General features: G+C 61.2%; 9 protein-coding genes. 4 read left to right on the top strand and 5 right to left on the bottom strand.

Annotated features, from left to right (window positions below):
• Positions 1 to 87: 87 nt before the first annotated feature.
• The 3 genes from EOA85_RS27375 to EOA85_RS39365 are packed head-to-tail and all read left to right on the top strand — an operon-like array spanning position 88 to position 1,694.
• On the top strand, positions 88 to 1,251 hold the full coding sequence (locus tag EOA85_RS27375; RefSeq protein WP_127211856.1) for a PHB depolymerase family esterase: 1,164 nt from the start codon (positions 88 to 90) through the stop codon (positions 1,249 to 1,251).
• Between the two features lie 51 nt (positions 1,252 to 1,302).
• A complete protein-coding gene (locus EOA85_RS39370; protein ID WP_245486051.1) occupies positions 1,303 to 1,551 on the top strand; it encodes a hypothetical protein in 249 nt (82 codons plus the stop codon).
• Positions 1,533 to 1,694 (top strand): hypothetical protein, encoded by a 162-nt coding sequence (locus tag EOA85_RS39365; protein WP_245486049.1) that lies wholly within the window; start codon positions 1,533 to 1,535, stop codon positions 1,692 to 1,694. The genes EOA85_RS39370 and EOA85_RS39365 overlap by 19 nt, the downstream gene beginning before the upstream one ends.
• A gap of 245 nt (positions 1,695 to 1,939) precedes the next feature.
• Here the strand turns inward: EOA85_RS39365 and EOA85_RS27360 are convergent, their stop codons facing one another.
• From EOA85_RS27360 to EOA85_RS27340, 5 genes are all read right to left on the bottom strand, one after another.
• On the bottom strand, positions 1,940 to 2,578 hold the full coding sequence (locus EOA85_RS27360) for a DUF6766 family protein (protein ID WP_127211855.1): 639 nt from the start codon (positions 2,576 to 2,578) through the stop codon (positions 1,940 to 1,942).
• Between the two features lie 24 nt (positions 2,579 to 2,602).
• Complete coding sequence (locus tag EOA85_RS27355; protein WP_127211854.1) at positions 2,603 to 3,211, bottom strand: isochorismatase family cysteine hydrolase; 609 nt, start codon at positions 3,209 to 3,211, stop codon at positions 2,603 to 2,605.
• A 115-nt stretch (positions 3,212 to 3,326) separates the two neighbouring features.
• The gene (locus EOA85_RS27350) at positions 3,327 to 3,512 is read right to left on the bottom strand and encodes a hypothetical protein (RefSeq protein WP_095520829.1); all 186 of its coding nucleotides are present in this window, start codon (positions 3,510 to 3,512) and stop codon (positions 3,327 to 3,329) included.
• On the bottom strand, positions 3,509 to 3,721 hold the full coding sequence (locus EOA85_RS27345) for a hypothetical protein (protein WP_127211853.1): 213 nt from the start codon (positions 3,719 to 3,721) through the stop codon (positions 3,509 to 3,511). The genes EOA85_RS27350 and EOA85_RS27345 overlap by 4 nt, the downstream gene beginning before the upstream one ends.
• Before the next feature lie 27 nt (positions 3,722 to 3,748).
• The gene (locus EOA85_RS27340) at positions 3,749 to 3,943 is read right to left on the bottom strand and encodes a hypothetical protein (protein ID WP_127211852.1); all 195 of its coding nucleotides are present in this window, start codon (positions 3,941 to 3,943) and stop codon (positions 3,749 to 3,751) included.
• Between the two features lie 596 nt (positions 3,944 to 4,539).
• Here EOA85_RS27340 and EOA85_RS27335 point away from each other — a divergent pair.
• Positions 4,540 to 4,890 carry a hypothetical protein gene (locus EOA85_RS27335; protein ID WP_127211851.1) on the top strand — a complete coding sequence of 117 codons (351 nt, stop codon included), beginning with the start codon at positions 4,540 to 4,542 and terminating at the stop codon, positions 4,888 to 4,890.
• The last annotated feature ends 117 nt before the right edge of the window (positions 4,891 to 5,007 follow it).

Genomic DNA, 5,007 nt, shown 5'->3' with positions numbered 1-5,007 from the left:
GTTATTGTGCAGTGCAGCAACGATATTGCTGCGCGTGCGTTGCACAGATTGCCGTCTTCCGGGGCGGTCACAACAGGGACGGCTCCATTGCGAAAAATCTCCGATACCATCGCCCGCCTCGCCTCGTTGCGGGCGCGACATGCCACGCATACCGCCGACCTCGGCGCGTCGGACCATCTCCAGACGCTGGCCGACTTCGGTACCAATCCCGGCGGGTTGGGAGCGAAGTTCTACATTGCCAATCACCTATCCAAGGGCGCCCCGCTCGTCGTCGTGCTGCATGGCTGCACACAGAACGCGGCCGGCTATAACCATCATTCCGGCTGGTCCCAACTCGCCGACGAGGCTGGCTTCGCGCTGCTCTTTCCCGAACAGCAACGCGGCAACAATCCGAACCTCTGTTTCAACTGGTTCCAGCCTGGCGACACCAAGCGTGGTTCGGGCGAGGCGCTTTCGATTCGCCAGATGATCGAAACGATGGTCGTCACGCACGGTCTCGACCGAAGGCGCATCTTCATCACCGGCCTCTCGGCCGGAGCTGCAATGGCGGCGGCCATGCTGGCGACCTATCCGGAAGTGTTTGGCGGCGGTGCGTTGATTGCCGGCCTGCCCTACGGCAGCGCAACGACAATCCCGGAGGCGTTCGATCGCATGCGCGGCCACGGCGGTCCATCGGAACAGGATCTGCAACGGGCGCTCCGCCGCGCATCGGATCATCGGGGACCGTGGCCGAGGATTTCGATTTGGCACGGTGCCGCTGACCACACGGTTTCGCCTTCCAACGCGGAAGCGATCGCAGGCCAATGGCGAGGCGTCCACCGGCTTGAAGAAGCACTGGCGCGCGTGGAAGCTGCCGGACCGCACGCAAAGCAGGTCTGGCGTAACGGCGCGGGAGAGGCCTTGATCGAAATCAACATGATCGCCGGGATGGGCCACGGCACGCCGCTCGGCAACGGCCTCGGCGCTCCGGGACCCTACATGATTGATGTCGGCATCGCCTCCACACGCGAGATCGCGCAGTTCTGGGGGATCGCGGCAACGGAGGAAAGCGCCTCCCGGAAATCAAGGCCGCAAGTGCCCGCCAGCGAACGGAAACCACCCCAGTCACCGGCGCCAGCTATGGAAAATGCGAAGACGAAGCCCCCACATTTGGCTGCCCTCCATCAGTTCCCGCCTCACACGGAATCGGGCCAGCCCGGCGTGAAGAAGATGATCGAGGCTGCCCTTCGGGCGGCGGGTTTGATGCGCTAGGTGGACGGCCGCAAATCGCCCGCCCGCTCAGTCTCGGGGACGAATGCCCCGATGCCGTCCGCATCGGTCAATTGCCCGGCCAAGCAAAGGAACGCGGTGTCTTTGCAATCGTTGACCGCTTTTCATCGAGCGGTCGCCATGCACCTCGTCCACATCCTGCTTCCCAGCGCGGACAACATCGGCCGGCCGTTTGGGCGGGAGGATTTCGACCTTGTGAAGGAAGACCTGGCCAGCTGTTTCGAAGGGGTTACGGCCTACCTGCAGGCGCCCGCGGAAGGTCAGTGGCAGGATGGCGAGTAGCCAGCAAAGATGATATCGTCATCTTCGAAGTGAGGGTGGAGGAGATCGACTTACCGGACTGGCGCAGACGGCGCGCCGAGCTCGAACGGCGGTTCCGGCAGGACACGGTGAGCATCCGCTACATGCCGATGGCGCTCGTATAGAGCGCCGACATCATGCCATCAACCTCAATCCGCAAACGGAGTACGATCCGCAGACCAAGGTTCTCGGTGTGGTTCGTGACGAGCGGCAAACCTTACGACTACAAAGCTGTTCCGCCAGAGACCTATGCGGCCTTCCGAAACGCCTTCGTAACCTAAAAGGCCGCTTCTTTAACAACCACATTCGCAACCGTTTTCGGTACCGCGTGATTGCCGACGCATAGCGATCGTTGGGTGCACGCGGAGACTTATGCGCCGGTTTCGGAGTTTGACGCGCCAGAAGGCTTCGATTCCGGGGAGCCCTTGTGGCGCAGGAAAATCGACAGCACGACCAGGACCGCGGTCGACAGGAACTCCGACTGCCAGTTCTGAAACGACTCGAACCATAGCTGGGCGTCGAGAAGATAGCTTCCTATCGATTGAACCTTGCCGCCGTGCAGCAGCGCTTCCTCGTTCGCAGCAGTCAGGCTCGCCCACCAGTGCAAGCCAAAGGAGATGATGAACATCAGGGCCAGCGCTATGCCAAGCGAGTAGGAATAGAGCCACCACAGGATCGGATTGCGCCTGCCAGTAGCGGTCGGAAGTTCGTCCTTGGGCCGGTCGGGATCATCGGGATCACGCGACTCGGCCGAGCCGCGCTGAAACAGCATCGCTGTTAGCATGACATAGGCCGACATCTGCAGGAATTCGCTTTCCCAGTTTTCGAAGAGCGCCGAGAGGAAGTTGCCGCTTTTCAAATAAGCCAAGAAGCCGATCGCTGCCGAGCCATGCTCACGAAGGTCTTGATTGTAGGCAGAACGGCCCGACCAGATCATGCCGACGATGCTGAACAGGAACATCGCCACCAAGACGATCGTAAGCCCGTTGTCCCGAAAAATGGTTCTCATGATCGTGTCTTCTCGAGCCTTCGACTAGCGCCAGTTCTCCAGAACCTCTTCGATCCTCACCGCCTCGACCTGCTCGCTGAAGCGCGAGCGATAAAGCTCCATCAGCGCATCGTGGGTCTGATCGGCTGAGCTGCAGATGGCGTCCGTGACGAGAACAGTTCGAAAGCCATGGTCAATGGCGCCGAGGACCGTGGCCAGGATGCAGACATCGGTCTCGCCACCGGAGATGACCAGCGTGTCGATTCCCGACCCCGTGAGCATCGCGTTGAGCCGACCTTCGGTCCACGGAGAGTAGACATGCTTATCGAGAACTTTCGCCGGCGGCACGAACCGCGCCAAAGATGGCATCAACTCGACGAGGCCAGCATCGATGTTGGCAAGGGTGACCTCGGCCCAACGCCGATAATGCCGCGCCCACATGCCCGGTCCTTCGCCGGGTCGGGCGGCGGGAATGAAGCGGGTGAACAGTGTTCGCTCCGGGTGTCTGTCCACCAGCTCCTCGATGGCCGGCAGCACCCTCTGCGCCCACGGCACGGCCCATGGCCCGCCCGGTGCGAACAAGCGCTGCATGTCAACGCAAAGATGTAGGGAGTTCTCACCAAGCGGACCGTGTACCAGGCCTAGGGCGGCCATGATCAGCCTCGGTCGCAACTGGTTGATGCATAGCGTCTACAGCGGCGTGGGCATGACCCGGGAAGTTCCGCCATAGCCTCGGATCTCTGGCAATCCGCCTCCAGCCGCTGCCGGTTCATTGTCTTGTCTGACGGGCCGCTTCCGCCTCCTGCACGTCGATGGCGTTGAGCACTTCGCCGTTCTCGTCTCGCACGCGCACGAGCCAACCTGAAAGATAGTCCGTGCCGGGCTGAAGGTCGACCAGAAGATCGATGGCGCATCGAACTGCTTCCTCGCGCGCAGCTTCTAAACACGGCATCATAGTCGTCGGCCGCAAGCTCGAAGGTAGCGGGCTGGACCAATATCCCCTTGCCCGATCGACGGCCGCATTTTTCCAGCTTCTACATTAGCCATGTCGACAGTGACGCAGTCACCGCCTTCACCGCAGAAGATCACGCGCAGGATTGCCTCTCCGGTGGGCGTGATCGCCTGGTTAACTTCAGTCCGAGAAATCTGCATGATTACTTTCACCTGGCATCTATCCTGCAGCGCCACGCCCTACTGATGCGGCGCGAGCCGCTCTACGGGAGCGTTGGCTTCAGCCAACCTGACCAGCGCTTGCTCGACTTTCTGCGCCGAGCGGTCCGTCCGCTTGATATGCCTCACCATTTGCTGCCTTAACAGCGCGAGCCGTGCGGCGCGATATACGTCGCCGTATTTCGCAGTTTCAAGGTGGAGGGTCGCGAGCCTCATGGGCGACGATTCCAATTATCTAGCGGAAGAATTCGCGAATGCGCCTTTCGTTCCAATGTCCGACCCACGCTGCGGCAAAGGGGAACGGGTTCCAGTATAAGTAAGAGTTCCGGAGATGGCCGGTTGCAGTTTATCGAACCGCTCATGCCGACCTTGGTCAACAAGCCTCCGGAAGGCGTCAAATCCAGAGCGGCCCGGAACATAGGCGGGCTGCAATTCAACATTGCATCAAAGTAGTAACACCGCCCGTCGGCAGCGCATCGATCGACCCGCCACGGGGTCGTGAAGTGGTGCACTGACTTTGTGAATGATGTTGCTGCCAGCCGCCAGACCTTTGATGGCTATCCAGACGGAACTCCGAAACGTGGCTACGTTTCCAAACCCGACAACATCGTGACGCTTCCCTCCACGTGAGCTCGAGTGCGGGTGCTCTGGAGGGACGAATAAAGTAAGTGCCGTTCGTTTCGCACTCCTGGCGCGGAGACTAGCCGTAAGGCCAGAGTTACAAAAGTTGACACTTCATAGGCGGAACACTCCTTCGGTCTGCCTGTTGGATTTACCAGCGCATGTCGCGCATTCAGAACCGGAGAAAGAAGATGAAACGCATACTCTTGGCCTCGGCAATTCTGGCAGTGTCGACCGGGCTTTCCCTTGCCCAGACGACGAGCGGTACCTCGAGCGGCACCTCGACGGGCGGAACTTCGACCACGACAACCGTGCCCAGCACGACCCAGGGCACCGGCACCACCACCAGCGGGGCCAACACGCCCAACGATCAGGGCACCGACACGACCACCACCAGCGGCACCACCAATCCGAACTCGGCCAGGGACTGCGCACCTGGCCAGCAGACCGGTAGTGCTCAGCAGGCCGCTCCGGGCCAGCAGGATACGGCTGCCAACACCGCCGCGCCCGGCCAGGTGAAAAAGACCCCCGAAGGTTGTTGATCGGCGGTTCGACACGCATCGGAGTGCCCAGCGGTCGCTGGGCTGGTCTCCCCGACGACCGAATGACCTCGGCTGGCGTGCGAGTTGTCGCCAGCCGAGGTCATTCGGTCGTCGGGG

The sequence above is a fragment of the Mesorhizobium sp. M5C.F.Ca.IN.020.29.1.1 genome, assembly GCF_003997375.1.
GTDB classification, from domain to species: Bacteria; Pseudomonadota; Alphaproteobacteria; order Rhizobiales; family Rhizobiaceae; genus Mesorhizobium; species Mesorhizobium wenxiniae.
The sequence above is the reverse complement of the archived record's forward strand: the minus strand, read 5'-3'. Positions and strand labels throughout refer to the sequence as shown.